The organism is Flavobacterium sp. Arc3, from assembly GCF_041431375.1.
GTDB lineage: Bacteria > Bacteroidota > Bacteroidia > Flavobacteriales > Flavobacteriaceae > Flavobacterium.
In genome coordinates, this window is sequence record NZ_JASMRI010000007.1 from 37676 (window position 1) to 56091 (window position 18416).

General features: G+C 32.1%; 20 protein-coding genes. 5 read left to right on the forward strand and 15 right to left on the reverse strand.

What is annotated here, in order from left to right; genetic code table 11:
* Position 1 precedes the first annotated feature (1 nt).
* Genes QO200_RS06490 through QO200_RS06505 form a run of 4 tightly spaced genes read right to left on the reverse strand, consistent with a single transcriptional unit; the run spans position 2 to position 2370 of the window.
* Positions 2-673 carry a YrzE family protein gene (locus QO200_RS06490; RefSeq protein ID WP_371537898.1) on the reverse strand — a complete coding sequence of 224 codons (672 nt, stop codon included), beginning with the start codon at positions 671-673 and terminating at the stop codon, positions 2-4.
* Between the two features lie 6 nt (positions 674-679).
* Positions 680-1351, reverse strand: coding sequence for a hypothetical protein (locus tag QO200_RS06495; RefSeq protein WP_371537901.1), 672 nt, complete (start codon positions 1349-1351; stop codon positions 680-682).
* Positions 1348-2019 carry a hypothetical protein gene (locus tag QO200_RS06500; protein WP_371537903.1) on the reverse strand — a complete coding sequence of 224 codons (672 nt, stop codon included), beginning with the start codon at positions 2017-2019 and terminating at the stop codon, positions 1348-1350. The genes QO200_RS06495 and QO200_RS06500 overlap by 4 nt, the downstream gene beginning before the upstream one ends.
* Before the next feature lie 9 nt (positions 2020-2028).
* The gene (locus QO200_RS06505; RefSeq protein WP_371537907.1) at positions 2029-2370 is read right to left on the reverse strand and encodes a PadR family transcriptional regulator; all 342 of its coding nucleotides are present in this window, start codon (positions 2368-2370) and stop codon (positions 2029-2031) included.
* Positions 2371-2521: 151 nt separating this feature from the next.
* Between QO200_RS06505 and QO200_RS06510 the strand changes: the two genes are divergently transcribed.
* Positions 2522-3574, forward strand: coding sequence for a 2Fe-2S iron-sulfur cluster-binding protein (locus tag QO200_RS06510; protein WP_371537909.1), 1053 nt, complete (start codon positions 2522-2524; stop codon positions 3572-3574).
* An 83-nt stretch (positions 3575-3657) separates the two neighbouring features.
* Here the strand turns inward: QO200_RS06510 and QO200_RS06515 are convergent, their stop codons facing one another.
* Together QO200_RS06515 and QO200_RS06520 are read right to left on the reverse strand one after the other, a co-directional pair.
* Positions 3658-4671 (reverse strand): glycosyltransferase family 9 protein, encoded by a 1014-nt coding sequence (locus QO200_RS06515; RefSeq protein WP_371538254.1) that lies wholly within the window; start codon positions 4669-4671, stop codon positions 3658-3660.
* 45 nt (positions 4672-4716) lie between these two features.
* On the reverse strand, positions 4717-5322 hold the full coding sequence (locus QO200_RS06520; RefSeq protein WP_371537911.1) for a DUF4254 domain-containing protein: 606 nt from the start codon (positions 5320-5322) through the stop codon (positions 4717-4719).
* A gap of 133 nt (positions 5323-5455) precedes the next feature.
* Here QO200_RS06520 and upp point away from each other — a divergent pair, with 133 nt between their 5' ends.
* Positions 5456-6109: a uracil phosphoribosyltransferase gene (gene upp, locus QO200_RS06525; protein ID WP_371537913.1), complete on the forward strand. Its 654-nt coding sequence runs from the start codon at positions 5456-5458 to the stop codon at positions 6107-6109.
* Here the strand turns inward: upp and QO200_RS06530 are convergent.
* Entirely contained in the window at positions 6104-7033 is a 930-nt protein-coding gene (locus tag QO200_RS06530; RefSeq protein ID WP_371537915.1) for a DUF6427 family protein, read from the reverse strand. The two genes, upp and QO200_RS06530, sit on opposite strands and share 6 nt — an antisense overlap.
* A gap of 144 nt (positions 7034-7177) precedes the next feature.
* On the opposite strand from QO200_RS06530, the gene QO200_RS06535 reads away from it, so the two are divergent.
* Positions 7178-7408, forward strand: coding sequence for a uracil phosphoribosyltransferase (locus QO200_RS06535; RefSeq protein WP_371537918.1), 231 nt, complete (start codon positions 7178-7180; stop codon positions 7406-7408).
* Positions 7409-7454: 46 nt separating this feature from the next.
* Here the strand turns inward: QO200_RS06535 and purD are convergent, their stop codons facing one another.
* Positions 7455-8729 (reverse strand): phosphoribosylamine--glycine ligase, encoded by a 1275-nt coding sequence (purD, locus tag QO200_RS06540; protein ID WP_371537920.1) that lies wholly within the window; start codon positions 8727-8729, stop codon positions 7455-7457.
* A 131-nt stretch (positions 8730-8860) separates the two neighbouring features.
* Here purD and QO200_RS06545 point away from each other — a divergent pair, with 131 nt between their 5' ends.
* Positions 8861-10171 (forward strand): phenylacetate--CoA ligase family protein, encoded by a 1311-nt coding sequence (locus QO200_RS06545; protein WP_371537922.1) that lies wholly within the window; start codon positions 8861-8863, stop codon positions 10169-10171.
* On the opposite strand, the gene QO200_RS06550 is transcribed toward QO200_RS06545, so the two are convergent.
* The 5 genes from QO200_RS06550 to QO200_RS06570 form a co-directional block, all read right to left on the reverse strand.
* Positions 10155-10937: a glycosyltransferase family 2 protein gene (locus tag QO200_RS06550; RefSeq protein WP_371537924.1), complete on the reverse strand. Its 783-nt coding sequence runs from the start codon at positions 10935-10937 to the stop codon at positions 10155-10157. The genes QO200_RS06545 and QO200_RS06550 overlap by 17 nt on opposite strands.
* A gap of 2 nt (positions 10938-10939) precedes the next feature.
* Positions 10940-12307, reverse strand: coding sequence for an exopolysaccharide biosynthesis polyprenyl glycosylphosphotransferase (locus QO200_RS06555; RefSeq protein ID WP_371537926.1), 1368 nt, complete (start codon positions 12305-12307; stop codon positions 10940-10942).
* 66 nt (positions 12308-12373) lie between these two features.
* Complete coding sequence (locus QO200_RS06560; RefSeq protein ID WP_371537928.1) at positions 12374-13357, reverse strand: UDP-glucuronic acid decarboxylase family protein; 984 nt, start codon at positions 13355-13357, stop codon at positions 12374-12376.
* A gap of 171 nt (positions 13358-13528) precedes the next feature.
* On the reverse strand, positions 13529-14269 hold the full coding sequence (locus QO200_RS06565; RefSeq protein ID WP_371537932.1) for a class I SAM-dependent methyltransferase: 741 nt from the start codon (positions 14267-14269) through the stop codon (positions 13529-13531).
* 13 nt (positions 14270-14282) lie between these two features.
* Positions 14283-15401 (reverse strand): glycosyltransferase, encoded by a 1119-nt coding sequence (locus tag QO200_RS06570; RefSeq protein ID WP_371537934.1) that lies wholly within the window; start codon positions 15399-15401, stop codon positions 14283-14285.
* A gap of 202 nt (positions 15402-15603) precedes the next feature.
* On the opposite strand from QO200_RS06570, the gene QO200_RS06575 reads away from it, so the two are divergent.
* Positions 15604-15990, forward strand: a complete 387-nt coding sequence (locus tag QO200_RS06575; RefSeq protein ID WP_371537936.1) for a hypothetical protein — start codon at positions 15604-15606, stop codon at positions 15988-15990.
* Positions 15991-16020: 30 nt separating this feature from the next.
* On the opposite strand, the gene QO200_RS06580 is transcribed toward QO200_RS06575, so the two are convergent.
* Both QO200_RS06580 and QO200_RS06585 read right to left on the reverse strand, forming a co-directional pair.
* On the reverse strand, positions 16021-17136 hold the full coding sequence (locus tag QO200_RS06580) for an O-antigen ligase family protein (RefSeq protein WP_371537938.1): 1116 nt from the start codon (positions 17134-17136) through the stop codon (positions 16021-16023).
* Between the two features lie 139 nt (positions 17137-17275).
* Complete coding sequence (locus tag QO200_RS06585) at positions 17276-18346, reverse strand: hypothetical protein (RefSeq protein ID WP_371537941.1); 1071 nt, start codon at positions 18344-18346, stop codon at positions 17276-17278.
* Positions 18347-18416 lie beyond the last annotated feature (70 nt).

The window sequence follows — 18416 nt, forward strand, 5'->3', positions numbered from 1 at the left end:
ATTAGGTGAGTTGGTATTGTCTTTTTACGTTCTCGATTGTCCTCTTTTGAAGATGAATTCCTGTAATTAAAAATAAGGTTCCCACTACCCATAAACAGCAGAAAGCTAATATTAAAATTGGATGCGATTGAACCGACTCCTTAAAAGAATTTAATAGATACATTACCCAGTACAGCAATCCGAAAATTCCTGTGAAAGTACCATGACTAATATTCAACTCTAAAAAACGTTTCCCTTTAATTTTTCTATTTGTATAAAAAGAATAGAGCGCTGGAATAAAAAGTACTGCTAATAAACCGAATAAATTTTTAACAAACTTTACTGGTTCATCAAAATAAAAAGATGCCTTAAAAGCTAAAAAGGCTAACAGAATACCTAAAATAATTTTTGGGAATTTAAAATAGTCCGCAATCATTTTTAATTGTGCTCTTTTAAACTCTTTTCTTAGTATTTTGGTTCGCTCCTCTTCAATTAATTTAAACCCGTTCCTGCCAAATTTATCTTCAGCATAGTATTTTACCTGATGAAAAGTCAATTCAGGATCTTTTTTCCAGAACTCTTCCATACTTATAACCATATGATCTGTCAATTCTACTTGCAGTTCATACCATTTAATATCATGAGAGACTATATAATCAAAAACATAATCTATTTGTTCGGTGGTTAGTTTCATAGCAAGTTAGGTTAATTGGTATTGTTTTTTTACATTCTCGATTGTTTTCTTTTGAAGATGAATTGCCGTAATTGAAAATAAGATTCCTAATACCCAAATACAACAAAAGAACAATACTAACCATTGATGTTGTAGCAATTCTTCTTTCAATTGAGTAGTAATACTCATACCCAGAGACGGAAAAGAAAATACCAAAAGAGTAGGGTTTAAAGTTTCTAAAGTTAAAAAATATTTGCCTTCAATTTCTTTGCTTTTCCGCCAATAATGCACGTATAGTAAACCAACAATTGCTAAAGGACAGAATAATACCGCTAAATATTTCTGAGGACTAACGAAATAAGCTGAAAAAGTATATGCGAGATATACTAATAGAATGCTTCCAAAAATCTTAGGGAATTTCAAATATTCAGTTATCATTTTCCATTGTACTTTCCGGTATTCTTTCTGCAAAATACGTTTTCTTTGCTTTTCAATCGATTTAAAACTGGAATCTCCTACAAATATATTTTCAGCATATTGTTTGACCTGATGAAAAGCCAATTCCGGATTTTTTTCCCAAAAACCCTCCATACTAGTTACCATGTGATCGGTTAGTTCTACTTGCAATTCATACCATTTAATGTCCTTCGAAATGATATAATTTTCAACATATTCTATTTGTTCGGTGGTTAGTTTCATATCATATTTATTTTATTTTCAAATTTTATATGTTTGAAAGCTATGTTTAAATAGAACCATGAGATAAATAATAAAGTGATTGGAAAAAAAGTGCTCATAAAATGAAAATCAAAAAAAGCGGTGTTCCCTTTAAATCGAAATATACCCGTAGCAATCAATACTAGATTTATAACTTGTAAAAAGCCATTTTGATTGAATAAATAACTATATGTAGATTCTTGATTGGATTGCCATAGCCTAAATTTAGCATAGATCAGCAACACAATTCCTAAAAGGCCCATTGCCCTCAGTAATGTATTCAATACCACAAGCACTTCCTGATTTGCATTGCTTTTAAAGATTAGGGTAATAACTACTGCCGTTCCTAATCCTAAACAAAAAGACGTCAAGAAAACATGCTGAATCATTTTAATGGATTTTTGAATCACAATCTTAGGAATTGATTTGTTATTTCTAATCCAGAAAGAGCTGCTTGGTGTCAGTTCGTTTTTCCATTTTGCAAAAACTTTTTTTAAGTTTTCTTCAAATGAAAACTGACTTTCGTCTATTATATATTCAATTTCTGTAGCAATATGATCTAGTAGTTCCAGTTTGATATCGTCATAGACAACTCCGTTTAAAACTAAAGTTTGCTCTATTGTGGTTATTTGTTGGTTGGTTAGTTTCATATTCAAAAATTAAAATTCTAAATTCGGTTTTGGATTCACTAAGCTCTGCATGGTTCTGATAAAGTCTTCCAGTTCTGCGAGACGGTTAACGGTTTCTTTAGTACCCGCTTCCGTCAGCTTATAGTATTTCCGCATTCGGTTATCTACTTTTTCAATTTCCACATCCAGTATGCCTTCGGCTTCCAGTTTATGTAAGGCAGGATATAAAGCACCTTCAGTGATATTGAGTTCTCCTTGGGTAATGGCTTTTACTTTTTGGGTGATTTCATAGCCATACATCTTGCTGTTTTCTTCTAGTAATTTCATGATGATGGTATTTAAACTTCCTTTATACAACTGTGAATTTTTCATTTTTTTGTCATTTCGAGGCACGAAGCAATCTCATTTTGAAAAACAAATATACATAAGAATCTTATACATAACACTTTTAGGCATGTAAAATTTCAAAGACTTTGATTTAAGAAAGCTATACAGTTTAGTATATTTGCAAAAAAAATATCTCATGTCTTCATTTTTAAAACTAATCATAAAAGAAGTACGACGCGAAACCAAAGATGCGGTTTCCATACTCTTTAACGTTCCTGAGGAATTAAAACCCAATTATACTTTTATTGCTGGACAATATGTTAATATACGATTAACACTAGACGGTCAAGAAATTCGTCGTGCTTATTCAATTTGCTCTTCTCCGGAAAGTGGTGAATTGCGTATCGCGGTTAAAGCGGTAAAAAATGGAGCTTTTTCTCAATTTGCCAATACCAAATTAAAAGCGGGACAAGCACTTGAAATAGGAAAACCGGAAGGAAAATTCACATTTGAACCTCAAGCCGACCGACAAAAAAATTACGTGGCTTTTGTATCTGGAAGTGGTATAACACCCGTGATTTCGATCTTGAAAAGCGTCTTAAAAAGTGAACCTAAAAGCTCTTTTGTACTGGTTTACGGTAACAAAACACCAGAAGGAACAATCTTTAGTAAAGAATTACACGATTTACAATTACAATATGTAGGTCGCTTATTTATTCACTTTATTTTTAGTCAAGCCAAAGCAGAAGACGCTTTATTTGGTCGAATAGACAAATCTGCCGTAAATTATGTTTTAACCAACAAACACGCAGCATTAGAATTTGATAAATTCTATTTGTGTGGTCCAGAGGAAATGATTGAATTGGTTTCTGGCGTTTTGAAAGAGAAAAATGTAAAAGAATCGGCTATAAAATTTGAGCTTTTTACTTCGTCTTCTCATGAAAACGTAATAAAAGAATCATTAGAAGGGCATTCAAAAATTACCGTTATGGTAGATGATGAAGAAACTACTTTTGAAATGTCTCAAAAACAAACCATACTTGAAGCGGCGCTAAAACAAGGCTTAGATGCTCCTTACTCCTGCCAAGGCGGAATTTGCAGCAGCTGTCTTTGTAGAGTAACCTCGGGAACTGCTGAAATGACAAAGAATTCTATCCTAACTGATAAAGAAATTGCAAGCGGATTAATTCTTAGTTGTCAAGCACATCCCACATCAGAAACGATCTATGTAGATTATGATGATGTATAGAAAATAAAACTGCAATAAAAAAATTCCAAACTCCAACTTTAAAATTGGGGTTTGGAATTTTTTATTTTAGGATTTATCTAGATTTAATCTTCTAAATGTGACTCAACAGTGGACACTATCCTCTCTGGCGTAATCGTTCGCATCGCATTTTCATAACCAGGAACTTCTTTATTGCCATAAATAGAAGTGGGTAGCATGGGGTATTTTTCCCTGTCAGAAACTAATGAATTACTAAGCGGTTGATTAAAAGGCACAAATCCAGCATACGGATGCGTGGCACCCCAAAGCGTAATGACTTTTACTCCTAACATTGCCGCAATATGGGCATTTCCAGAATCCATAGAAATCATAACGTCTAAATTGCTAATGAGCGCTAACTCTTGTCGCAACTTGATTTTTCCCGCCATGTTAATAACATTGTCCTTTGAATCTGAAAGAGAATTCAAGATTTCAATTTCTTTCTTTCCTCCACCAAAAAGGAGTATTTTATACTTTGGATTTTCAGCTAATTGAAGGATCACCTCTTGCATTAAATCCAAGGGATAAACTTTAGAATCGTATTGTGCAAAAGGAGCGATTCCAATTAATTTTTGATTTTCACCTCCCATTAATTTCAGAATATCAGCATTTAAAGCCGCTTTTTCAGGAAATTTAGGATGAGATGAATCTATGGGAAAACCCAATTCTTCAAACACTTTTGCATGTCTTTCAAACACGGTAACTAATGGCTTAAAAATCTTATTTTCGATACGAGTTAATGCTTTTTTACCTTCACGTCCTTTATCTGTATAAGCAGTTTTTTTTCCGCTCAAGACAAATAATGTTCTCACTATTTTAGAACGTAACACGTTATGCAAATCGGCGAAAGCATCAATATCAAGCTTTTTCACCTCTTGAAATAACCGCAACAAACCCAAGAATCCTTTATGTCGTTCTTTTTCATCGAAAGCAAAAAAAGAAACGTTAGGTATTCCTTCAAAAAAAGGTTTAAAAAAAGGACGGGAAATGACGGTTAACTTAACCTCAGGATATTGATTTACAAAGGCCCGTAAAACAGGAACCGTCATGGCGACATCTCCCATTGCGGAAAGTCTCATGACGGCTATATGCTTCATTTTATTTGACAGATTAGTACTTGTCAACTATTTTTTCCCTTGGTACAAAACAGGATTTAATTCATCATCATTGTACATTTTCATTTGCTTGTACACTTTCATGAACTTATCTCCACTAGAAATGTCTATTAATAAATCATCAATTGCTGTAGACAAATCTGTTCTTTGTTCTAACAGAATATTTAATTTAGCCTGGCATTTATCTCTATGCTCTTGAGAAGCTTCTGCACGAGTTGCCTCTTCATTCATGTGATAAATTTTTAATGCCAGAATTGACAACCTATCAAAGGCCCAAGCTGGACTTTCAGAGTTGATTTTTGCATTATCTTTTGTTTTTACATCACTGTATTTTTGCAAAAAATAACCATCAATATATTCTACCATATCAGTACGTTCCTGGTTAGATGCATCAATTCTTCTTTTCAAAGTCAAAGCAGCAACAGGATCAATATTTGGATCACGAATAATATCTTCAAAATGCCATTGAACAGTGTCAATCCAGTTTTTTAGATACAATAAATGTTCAAATTGATCTTTAGGAAAAGGGTTATTTATAGGCTGATCAACATTATCAAATTGATGATAATCTTTGATGCTTTGTTCGAATACGGTATACGCTAATTTTGAAAACATAATTTATATTTTATAGTTACAAAGATACTTTTTATACTTTTATAAAAAAATTACAAATCACAAATCTAATCTAGAACTCAAAAATCAGTGCTAAATCTGCTTTGGGGACTAAAAAATGTTAATACCATAAATCATGCAAATTCACAATCTATCAGATAACAATACCGTTTTAAATCATTTTCTGAGCCAAATCAGAAATGTAAATATACATAATGACAGCATGCGTTTTAGAAGAAATATTGAACGCATAGGAGAAATAATGGCCTATGAATTGAGTAAAGAATTGCATTATAAAGCAGTCGAAATTCAAACACCTTTAGGTATAAAAAAGACTACAGAAATTTCTGATCAATTAGTTATCTGTTCTATTTTACGTGCTGGATTCCCAATGCATACTGGATTTTTAAATTATTTTGATGCGGCTGAAAACGGTTTTATCTCTGCATCAAGACACCACCCAAACAACGATGATTACTTTGAAATTCTTGTCGAATACCAGGCTATTGCTGATTTTAATGGCAAATATTTATTATTAGTAGACCCTATGCTTGCCACTGGACAATCGATTGTGGCAGTATTTAACCGATTGATGGAAAGAGGAGAAGCAAAAGAAATTCATATTGCTGTTGTAATTGCTGCTCCAGAAGGAATAGCTCATCTAGAAAAATACTTGCCTGATACTTGTCATTTATGGGTAGCCTCACTGGACGAGAAACTAAACGAGCATAGTTATATTGTACCGGGACTAGGCGATGCAGGAGACTTATCGTACGGAACTAAATTATAACTGAGAGAAAAAAGCAAAAAAGCTACAGGCTATAAGAACAACCAAAACCATTTCTTGCTTCAATTTTAACTGAGGCATTTCGATATGACTTGTTGCCATTATAGCCAAAGGAGCAACAGTAAATATCAGTAAATCATTACTTTTATTAGAAGAAACCAAATAAATTAATATTCCAATAAAAAAAGAAGCGATGATTTTTTTGAAGGAAGCATGTGTTACTAATGGTCTGTTCGATATTGTAGCAAACATCGAAATAACAAAAAACAAAGCCACAGTCGCATAGATTGACAAAGCACCGTTTTGATAATTATTAGTAAAATAATTAATTTTAAAACTAGTGTGAATACTGCTGTTAATATATTCTATTGCGCTAATGTCAAAAAGTATGGAACTAAGTGCAAAAAGAATTCCTACTGCAAAAAAAGCAATAATGGGCAATATCCAATTTCTATAATCACTGGAAACGTGAAAAATGATTGAAATAAAAACCAATACTAAATAAAGAATACTCCAAAAATGAAATAAAGAAGCTACAAAAATCCACAGTGAAGCATCAAATATTTTTTCTTTAGATGCTTTTAAAGACTGAAGAGAAAGCAACCTTCGAAGTGCTAATAGAATAAAGAAATTGGCAAAGACTAAATTAATATTGTCTAAAACCGAAGGGAAGAAAATCAAGAATAAAAAATAAAAAAAGATCGTGTAACTACTGTCTTTACTGAGACCGTTCTTTATCGAAATGAAATTTGTGATGAAAATAGAAGCCGATAAACCAAGTAAAATTCCAACTTTTTGAAAAATCAGTATAACAGAATTTGTCCAGACCAAATCCTGAATTTGATAGATTGAAAAAAAACTCAGTATTAAAATTACAACCAAAGAAAAATTTAATGGTGTAGATTTTTTAAAAAGACTTGTAATCATAAGGATATTTTATACTTTTGTAACTTTAAAACTGTAAATATAATACTTGTTTAAAAAGGAATCCCTTAAGTTGAAAAAGATTCTTAATAAAAGAATTTTTCACTGCCAGGAAATTAAAAAGAACAACAACATAATTTTAACGATATGAAATCATTTTTTGAAGGAATTCAATACCTATTTGTAAATATATTATTTGCTCCCTTGGACTTTTTACGTTCATTGGAACTTCAGTCATGGTTTGCTGCCAATACTATCAACTGGATTTTCATGATTATCTGTGCAATCGCAATGGTGTATTGGGTTAGACAACTAAAAATCTTTGATGACGCTGGAACTGAAAAACAAGATACTACTGCACACTCTTTTTTTAAATAAAATAACCTAACCCCAAATAAAATTTAGGGTTAAGTATCATATTTTTTTATAAAAGATCGTTACCAATATCTTTTCTATAATTCATCTTATCAAAATGTAGCTTGTCTATATTTTGATAAGATTTTTTTATGGCCTCTTGGAAGTCATTCCCATAAGACGTAATGGCTAATACTCTTCCTCCATTAGTAACAACAGTACCGTTGTCTAATTTTGTACCGGCATGGAAAACAATGGAATCAGTGATATTCTCTAATCCAGAAATGACTTTTCCTTTTTCAAAATCTTCAGGATAACCACCAGAAACAAGCATAACCGTAGTTGCACTTCTTTCGTCAACTTCAAGTGTTATTTCGTCCAATTTTTCATTGGCTACAGCCAAAAATAATTCAACTAAATCCGTTTTCAACCTAGGAACGACCACTTCTGTCTCTGGATCACCCATTCTTACGTTGTATTCAATAACAATAGGTTCGTTATTCACATTAATCAACCCAATAAACACAAATCCTTTATAAGGTATTCCGTCTTTCTGGAAACCGTCAATTGTAGGTTTAACGATGCGTGTTTCTATTTTTTCCATCAAAACAGCATCTACGTAAGGAACTGGAGAAACAGCTCCCATTCCGCCTGTATTTAGGCCTGTGTCGCCTTCGCCAATACGTTTGTAATCTTTGGCTGTTGGCAGAATTTTGTAACTCTTTCCGTCTGTAAGAACAAAACAGCTCAATTCAATTCCGTCAAGGAATTCTTCGATAACCACTTTTGAACTTGCGGCACCAAATTTTTTGTTCACTAACATGTTTCTTAATTCTTCTTTGGCTTCTGCCAAGTCATGAATAATCAAAACCCCTTTTCCTGCAGCCAGACCGTCTGCTTTCAAAACATACGGAGGTTTCAGTGTTTCAAGGAAATCACATCCTTTTTCTACAGTCTCAGCAGTAAAACTATCATAAGCTGCAGTTGGAATCTTATGTTTTACAAGAAATTCCTTTGCAAACTCTTTACTTCCTTCCAGTTGTGCGCCTAATTTTGAAGGGCCAATAACTGGTATATGGTTTAATTTATCGTCATTTAGGAAAAAGTCATAAATCCCTTTTACCAAAGGATCTTCCGGCCCTACAACAACCATTTCTACTTTTTTCTCAATTACAAATGCTTTTATGGCATCAAAATCTGTTGGACTCATGTTGACGTTCGTTGCAATCGAAGCGGTTCCTGCGTTACCCGGTGCTACAAAAAGAGTATCACAAAGCGGACTTTGAATCATTTTCCATGCAAATGCATGTTCTCTTCCTCCTGAACCCAATAGTAAAATATTCATGTGTTGTTATTTTAGTTGTCGTGCAAAAATAATTGCTTTTGCACGTAAATAATAATTAATTTTTAAAAACTTGTTGGTTCTCCCCTATTAGTTGCCGTTAAATATTATTTTTGACTAAATAAACTCATAAAATGCTATCTATTTTTGACTTATCGCTTCAATTAAACGGGTATCCGATAAAAAGGGCTAGTGCCGATTTATTGAAAATCACAGCGTTATCTGAAATGGATAAGCAGACTTTTATTGAACAAAAAAAGAAAGAAATCGTAGCTTTTCATTTGGAAAACAATCCGTTTTATCGGGATTTGGTTGGCGAAAAAGATTGTAGCACTTGGGCCGATTTGCCTGTTTTGAATAAAAAAAACTTGCAAAAACCTTTACAGGAAAGGCTTTCTAAAGGCTATACACTTAAAAATATTTATCGAAACAAAACCTCTGGTTCAAGCGGAGATCCTTTTATTTTTGCAAAAGACAAATATTGCCATTCTTTGACTTGGGCTTCAAACATCTATCGGTTTGGTTGGTACGGTCTTGATTTTAACAACTCATACCAAGCACGTTTTTATGGAATCCCAATGGATTTCATTGGTAATAAAAAAGAGCAATTAAAAGATTTTTTAAGCAAACGTTTCCGTTTTCCCATTTTTGATTTGTCAGATGCTGTGTTGGAAGAATTTCTGACTCAGTTTAGAAACAAAAAATTTGATTATATCAACGGTTACACGAGTTCTATTGTTTTGTTTGCTAAGTTTCTACAGAAAAAGCATATCGTACTAAAAGACATCTGTCCTTCACTTACAGTTTGCATGGCTACCTCTGAAATGCTTTTTGAGGACGATAGAATCCTTTTGGAAAAACAATTAGGCATTCCCATTGTCAATGAATATGGTGCGTCAGAATTGGATTTAATTGCTTTTCAGAATCTGGAAGGAGAATGGCAAGTAAATTCGGAAACCTTATTTGTAGAGATCTTAGATGACAATGATGCCGTTTTACCTCACGGACAGGAAGGTCGAATCGTAATCACTTCCCTTTTTAACAAAGCACATCCTTTTATTAGATATGATATAGGTGATATAGGAATATTGGATGAAAAAAGTACCATTCAAAAACCTATTCTCAAAAAATTAATTGGAAGGACAAATGATGTTGCCTTATTACCAAGCGGAAAAAAAGCACCCGGTTTAACTTTTTACTACATAACAAAAAGCATTATCGAAGACGACGGAAATGTAAAAGAGTTTACGATTAAGCAAACCAAAATTGATACTTTTGAGATAAAATATGTCAGTGAAACTGAATTGAATTTGGCCGAAATTCAAAAAATTGAACAAGCCATTATTCTATATTTGGAACCCAATTTGAAGTTTACTTTTATACGAAAAACCACCTTAGAAAGAAACAAAAGAGGAAAACTGAAACAGTTTAAATCGATGGTTTAATTTTCTTGATATACCATGGTTTTATGAACAATTGTGTGAATAAAAACAGTTTCATACAGGCTATTGCAAAAGGGAAAATAAAACCGTGAAACTTTCTATAAACAGCATAATTATATTTTATCAAATCAAACTTAGAAGTCGAAATGGAGTTATCTCTTACTCTATAATACGCTAAACTTTCAGTAACCGGATGGGCAACTTTTAACTTTTTAAGAACCGTAAGCCAAAGCATCCAATCTTGTCTTTTTCGAATAGGAGAAATAGGGATTTTTCCAAAATAATTAACATCATAAATAGCCGTCAAATTCCCAATATAATTACAGAAAAACAATTGCCTATAACTCAAATTCAATGGTGCTTCGACTCTTTTATTTAAGGGTTTCCCCTCTTCATCCATGCAATCATAAAAAGAAAAAGTGAACGGTACATTATTTACCGTCAGGAAATCAATTTGTTTTTGAAGTTTCTCCGTTTTCCATAAATCATCTGCATCCAAAAAGGAAATATACCTTCCGTGTGCATTAGATACGCCACGATTTCTGGCAACACCAGTTCCAGAATTTTTGGATAATTTAGAGTATTTAATTCGTGTATCGTTTAAAGCAAGTTCTGACACAATAGAAAGAGTAGCATCAGTAGAACAATCATCAACAAGGATAATTTCCCAATTCACATAGCTTTGATTTTGGACAGAAAGAATCGCTTGCGAAATAAACTTTTCAGAATTGAATGTTGGAATAATTACAGATACAAGAGTACTTTCCATTTTTAATATGCTTTTTTATCTCCTCTTAGAATATTAACAATAGTCATGTGAATTATTTTTAAATCTAAAATTACAGACCAATTCTCAATATAAAATACATCCATTTTTATTCGATTAACCATGTCTTTTTCTGTCTCAATCTCTCCTCTATAACCACTTACTTGAGCCAGACCAGTAATCCCAGGTTTCACATAATGACGCATCATGTATTTTTTAATCTTACCAGCATAGGTTTTATTTTGTGACCAAAGATGAGGCCGCGGTCCAACAATAGACATATCTCCAAACAAAACATTTACAAATTGAGGCATTTCATCAATACTCGATTTCCGCATCAATTTCCCTATCCTAGTAACTCTAGGGTCGTCTTTAGAAGCCTCTGTTTCTGACACTGCATTTATTTGCATCGAACGAAATTTATAACAGTTAAATGGTTTTTCACCAATTCCTGGTCTTCCTTGCTTGAAAAAAATTGGGCCTTTGGACTCTAATTTGATTAAAATAGCCAATAATGGCGCTAACCAAGAAAGAAGACCAATTATTACAATCAATGAAAAAATGACATCAAAAAAACGTTTAAATATCTTTATTGTCGGCTCATTTAAAAGAGTGTCTTTCAAAGATAGTACAGGAAAAAAATCGTAATAATCTACCTTTAAATTCTTTGAAAAAATCTCTTTTGTGTCTGGAATGAATTTTATTGTTTTGTTATTTTCATCAGCAAATTCCACTAAATCTTTGAGTTGTGAATTTGAAACTTCACTCAAGGAGCAATATATTTCATCGACATGATTTGCTATTGAAAAGGTCTTTAAATCCTGTAAATTTCCCTTGATTTCCTGATTTCTTTTCTTATCTGAAAAATAACCCAAAAACTGATATCCATAATCTTTCCTAATTTCAAAAAGTTCTTTCAACTGGATAGATTCTGGTGTATACCCAACGATCACAGCAAATCTGCAATTATTCCCTATTATCAATCGGTATTTTTTCAAACAATAAAACAAAAAGAATTTTGAAATAGTGATTAAAATCAAGCTACATACTATGAATAGACCAATACGCTCTGCATTAAAAATAGCCTGATCCGAAAACGGGAAAAAAGCAATGACAATCAAAAGAAAAAGAACACCTTGCTTTATTATTTTTGAAATTATTTCTATAGGTTTTGTAAAACGATAGACTCCATAAAATTTTATAAGCAAAGCAATGGCAATCCAACCTAATCCTTGGTATATTAAATAGAAAATTAAATTTATTTTAAGGTCTTCGAATAAAAAAAAACCTAAAATAGAAATGATACATAAGTCCATTAAGATGCTTATTGGCCTTATGTATTTTGAATATCTTCCTATTTGGGGTAATGTCATGAGTAGCGAATCTATCCTAACTGAATTGTAATAGAATTAAATTTATTGGTTTAAAAGTATCCTTTTTTAATTGATGTATTTAGAGAAATCTTTGTGCTCTTCTTTTGAAAGTTCATCTTCTGATAATGATCTAAAATAATCATAGGTTATTTTCATTCCTTCGGCACGATTTACTGTAACGTCCCAACCCAATATTTCTTTTGCTTTAGTGATGTCTGGCTGACGTTGCAAAGGATCATTTTCTGGCAAAGCATGATATACAATTTTTTGATTGGTTCCCGTCAATTTTATAATCTCTTCGGCAAAATCTTTAATCGTGATTTCGTCTGGGTTTCCAATATTCACTGGATATACGTAATCCGAGTGCAACAATCTAAAAATTCCTTCTACCTGATCATCAACATAGCAAAACGAACGAGTTTGCATTCCGTTACCAAAAATGGTTAGATCCTCCCCACGAATTGCCTGACCTATAAATGCAGGAATCACACGACCGTCATTGAGTCGCATTCTTGGTCCGTATGTATTGAAAATTCGTACGATTCTAGTTTCAACACCATGGAAAGTATGATAGGCCATAGTGATTGATTCCTGAAAGCGTTTCGCCTCATCGTAAACCCCTCTAGGTCCTATTGTGTTTACATTTCCATAATACTCTTCGGTTTGCGGGTGAACCAATGGATCTCCATAAACCTCAGATGTCGATGCGATTAAAATTCTAGCATTCTTTACTCGTGCCAATCCTAAAAGATTATGCGTTCCTAGAGAACCTACTTTTAAAGTTTGTATCGGGATTTTTAAATAGTCAATAGGGCTTGCTGGTGAGGCAAAATGTAAGATATAATCCAATTTACCTGGAACATGAACAAATTTTGTAATATCATGATGATAAAATTCAAAATTCTCCAGTTTGAACAAATGTTCTATATTTTTTAAATCTCCAGTTATGAGATTATCCATTCCCATTACAAAGTATCCTTCTTTAATAAAACGGTCGCATAAATGTGAGCCTAAAAATCCTGCAGCTCCTGTAATAAGTATTCTTTTCATAATAAAACATTTAGAAATAGGCCTGTATAAAAAATACAGAATGGAATAAAAAAACGGATCTCCGCTTTTATAATAAATTTTATTCTGTCAAAAATAACTTTATCATTAGGATTCCGAAAGTAATACCTATAAAATTTTTAGTATTGTTAATCGATTTACCAAATCCACTATTTACTCTACTATATTTGATGTTTTTTCTAACACAAAGACATTGTTAAAATAGGCATTTTTATCTACTGGCAATACTAAACTAAACAGCAGTCCAAAGAAATTGAAGAAAACGATGAAAGGAATAAGAAATACCTGTCTTAGATTCTTATTGCCGGGAAGTATGTTCTTTATGTAGTTTAACTGAAATTGAAAAATGACTTCAATATAATTCCCTGTTTTAAAATTTTCAATAACTCTAAAACCATGTTTTTGATATAAAAACTGTAGCGCTGGAGTAGTATATCTGGCAAAATCATAAGGCATTTCATGTTCTTCCCATGTAAATGGAGTTGTTATTATTGCTCTTCCCTTTTCTTTTAAAACTCGATTAAACTCTTGCAATAATTCATCAATATTAAAAACATGTTCCAAGACTTCGGTGGATAAAATAGAATCGAATCTTTCGTTTTCAAATGGAATCACTTTTCCATCATAAAATCGGTCAATTTCATCAGTATTTTGATCTCTTCCTTCAATTTTATAATCAACTCCTACGTATTCTTTCGCATTGACAAATAAATCCTTGTATGGTTTTGTACCGCAACCAAAATCTAATAATGAACCATCTAATTTAGTGGCATTATCCTTAATAGCTAAAAATAGCGACCTTCTAATCAGAAAATTATAGTTGATAAAAAAACCAAGTATTCCAGGATTAAATTTTTCTTTCTTTATTCTTTTTTTAATTATTTCTCTGAACATGAATTTGTTATAATTAATTGTAGTTTTTATAAATTGCTTCCAATTGTTTGATATTCGATTTAATTGAAAATTTTTCCGCAAAAACTTGCTGCGAATTCTTTGACATGCGCTCTAATAATTTTTCATCTCCAAGCAACTTTAAAATTTTCTCCTTGAATTGAATCACGTCTTCATTAATAACAAAACCGTTAAAACCGTCTTTAATTAAATCCCTATTTCCGTCACAATTTGTTACGACACAAGGCTTCGATAATGCTAAACTTTCTATGACAGCGTATGGAAGCCCTTCATATCGAGCTGTCGAAATATACAATTTAGATTGGTCAATTATATTAAAAACGTCTGTTCTTTCAGTCCAACTCAAAAGAGTTACCTCATTCTCCATATCAAGTTCTTGAATAAGACTTTTTACTGATTCTAATTGATCTGAAACAGGCCCTACTCCCATTACCACTAAATGAATTTTAACTTCTTTATTCACCTCATTCATTACCCTAACCATCTGTTCAATATTTTTTTGATAAGAAGGTCGGCCCACGGTGCAGATATAATAATCAGGCCATGTTTTAGGAATGGATAAGGGTTCTATTTTTAATATTGGTTCAATACAGTTATTAAAAACGATGGTGTTTTGAGGATCAAACCCCACTTCATCAATCGCACGTTTTTTCTCAGAATTAGAGGTTGCTAACAGCAAACTGCTTCTTTTTGCCAGCAGTTTTTCAATAGCCAGAAAAATGCCTCTTTTTAATTTACTTTGGGTGCTCAAATAGGAGAAAGCATGCGGTGTATAAATTACTTTTACCCCTAATAATGGTCCTAAAACCCTTCCTATTATCCCTCCTTTAGCACTGTGGCTATGAATTAGATCGGGTTTTTCTTTCTTTAAAATTTGGTAGGTTTGATAGGTAGCTTTTAGATCATTAAATATTGATATTTCTCTAAAAATTGAAATTTTATACTCTTTTAGATTCTTCTTATTTTTATCCAAAAAAGGCACAGCGGTGTCTTTAGTGCCATGAATGACTATATTTTCAAATGAATCTGTATCAATGTTATTTAATAACAGTCTTACATAAATATCGACTCCTCCTAAGGAATGTAATAGATGAGCTATTTTCGTTTTTGCCATTTTAATTATATGCGCAATTTATCCATTTGCATTTAAATCCAAATGTATCATTATTTTAATGATTACATAGTATTGCCTTAAATTATGCCATTCGAATCTTTAAAAAAAGACAATTCACTTTATGAAATATATTCAGTTTCTTTGATAAAAAAAATAGCGATATTTACCAAAATTTTAATTTTACTATATTAAATAAATTCAAATGAAAAAAAGGTTTTTAATTGCAACTCTTGTTGCTTTATTTTCATTGTCTTGCGGAAACAAGAACGAGGAAACGCCTCAGCAAGATGCTATGCAAGAGATTGCACCTGCAACATCTAATGAAGTAAAAGTTGAAGTTACTGACTTTGACCGTTACGAAGGCAAAATTGTTTTAGGAACTAATGGTCAATGGTATTTAATAAAAGAAGGCGCTCGTTGGAGAACTAATTCAATAGCGGCTACGGATGATTATATAAAAACACTACCTCCTGGGAAAGATTATGTCGTGAAAAATGTGCCTATGGAAACACTACAACAATTTTCAGAAGTTGGAGAAATATATCCACATTTAGAATTTAAAAAAGATGTAATTGAAACCGCTAAATAAGCGGTTTTTTTTTGTTTCATTCTAAAAATATTAAGTTACAATTGCCTCCGATTTTTGTTGAAGCCAATAACTAGCAAATATAGAAATCCATAATCCGCTGAAAACAATTCCATCAAAACGAAGCAGAAAATCATCTGTCAGGTTTGACATGAAAAACAAAAAAAAGAACGAAATTATCACTGCGTTTTTAGTCTTAATTCCCAAATAAGCAATAAATCCAATATAGAACAAGGCAACAATGGGACCCAATATTCCAAATTTTAATAAAAAATCTAAAAATTGATTGTGCGTGGGAAACTCATATTCTGCCAGAAATACTTGATTTGTTTCTTTAAAATACTTTACTAATTCTGGCTTTCCATCTGAGGCTCCTACTCCAAAAGGAAGATTCTTGAGTGATAGTTCCCAAGCAGATTTCCAGATGGATACCCTAGTAACAAAAGAGCTATAAACCGCTATTTCAGGATGATCAATCTCGTCTAGTTTCCCTACTTTATCCATATTCGAAAAAATTTGAGTCGAATACTTCTCTTTCATATAGGGATTCTTCTGTATGAATAAAAATAAAACCGAAGTAACCAAAACTAGAGAAATTATGGCTCTTTTAAAGATTACTTTAGAGCTGTAACTTTTTGAAATTTGGAAATAAACAACTATCAGAAAACCAATTAAAGTGGCTAATAAAGCCATTCTGGTGTTCACATACAAAACAAAAAAGAAGGAAAGAATGAAAATCAATAAATTGCTTATTTTGGTCCATTTACTGTAATTGATTTTGGAAGCTTCAAACAAGAAATAAAAATTAGAAAAAGCAACAAAAGCCAAATGCATATTGAGCGCTGGTGCATGAATACCAATACTATCAGCAAAAACATAGCCCATTTCCCAAAGGTCATTCCCATTAAGGTATTTAAAGAAATGCTCCGGATCCAACACTATAAAACGCACAAAAAAGAAGGCCATAATAAGCGTTGTAGTGATGCAATAGGCTTTCAAAATTTTTATAAATTGAATACGCTGATAATTCCCAATTATAAATATTGGGAAAAAGAGTAGCGAAACACTTTTCTCTAATGATTTTAAACCGAGAGCGTAAGAATCATTATTCCAAAAAAACAACATTTCCATTAAGAATGGAGCTGCCACTAACAAGATAATTGGCAGTTGCTTTTTTGAAATTTTTATTTTTTTTAAAAACAGCAAATTGAAAACTACAAAAGCTATCAAAAAAACGGTACATAGTTTTCTGAAAATTAATGTAATAGCAATTAGAAACAGAAATAAATTAAATAATTTGTCGAATGTCTTTTCTGAAATCTTCATAATACAATGCAAAATATATTAAAGGAAAAAGCCCTATTTTATGTCGGATAGAAGTGCCTAAATCTGGTTCAAATATACCTTGAACGATAAAAAAAGCAAATAAAATCAATAAGGTCCATAACTCAAATTGATATTGTTTCCTGTTTTTTAAACATCTGGAAAACCGGACAAACAAAATATAAAATAGCAATAACTGCCACAATACAAAAACCAATACTTGTGGTGATAAAATATGTTTGATTGCTTCAATTACGGGTACATTTACAGCCATAAAACCATAAACAATACCAAATGCCTCTCCGTACCATGTGTCTTGCGATAGTGGCGATACTACAGCCGTATTTATATTCTTTTTATTTATATTCTCAACTACATAATTTTCCCTTGTTTGCTTCGAAATATACTCCCCTTTTATAACTCCATGACTCAGTGATAAAAAAATCGCGATCAATATTCCATAAAAAATAATCGACAGTGTTTTGTTTTCAAATTCGATAAACGACAGTACATACATCCCTATTGCAAATATTGGCATCAATAGATAATAAGGCCTGAAAAAAGAAAAACAAGCGATTAAAATAAGTGAAAACGCAATTTTAAATACTGGCTTTTTATTGGATTGAAATATAAAAGGAATAGTACAAAACATTAAAAATGTAATGAATTCCTTAGTGGGCATCGACATATATATTCCCAAAAGCAAGAACCCAATATAGACCAAAATGTTTTTTACGTTTAGCTTATGAAAGTTGTACGGAACCCCAATTTTATATAGTATGTAAGTTACTATGGGAAATTGAATCAAGGCAATAAGAAAAAAAGAAAGATGCCGTAAACCTGTAAGTTTATAAAACATAATCGCAAACGGATAACTACCCAACCAGCCTATTTCGTGCCCTTTGTCAAACACAATTATTACAGTATCATTAAAATACCTTTCTGGTAAAATATAAGGCGTTAAAAAGGCAACTAGTAAATTGCAAAAAAACAACCCTATAAATACTGCCTTATTTTTTTTAACTAGTGTTCGCATTTTTGCTTTTTATAGGAAACCTTAATTTGTTTATGAATAATTCAGTTAAAAATCGATGCTGTTTACAATC